The organism is Bacillus sp. SIMBA_005 (assembly GCF_046535585.1).
In the GTDB taxonomy this organism is placed as follows: domain Bacteria; phylum Bacillota; class Bacilli; order Bacillales; family Bacillaceae; genus Bacillus; species Bacillus pumilus.
Window position 1 is genome coordinate 1 of the sequence record NZ_JAWRWI010000128.1, and the last position, 340, is coordinate 340.

1 protein-coding gene is annotated in these 340 nt (G+C 41.5%); it reads left to right on the forward strand.

What is annotated here, in order from left to right:
* Nucleotides 1-340 (forward strand): uroporphyrinogen-III C-methyltransferase (locus SB660_RS19425; protein ID WP_410583877.1); only part of this gene is annotated, 340 nt, incomplete at both ends.

Here is a 340-nt window from a genome sequence, read left to right on the forward strand (position 1 = left end):
CCGATGTCATTGCGTACGATCGTCTAGTGAATCCAAAATTATTAGAATTTGCGAAAAAAGATGCTGACCTTGTGTACTGTGGTAAATTGCCTGGTAAGCACCACCTTATTCAAGATGAAATTAATACATTGCTTGTTGAGAAAGCTCAAGAGGGCAAAGTGATAACACGTTTAAAGGGTGGCGATCCTTTTGTTTTCGGCCGTGGTGCTGAAGAAGCAGAAATATTAAAAAATAATGGCATAGCCTATGAAGTAGTACCAGGTATTACGGCTGGCATTGCAGCTCCCGCTTATGCAGGTATTCCAGTGACACATAGAGATTTTGCCACAAGCTTTGCACT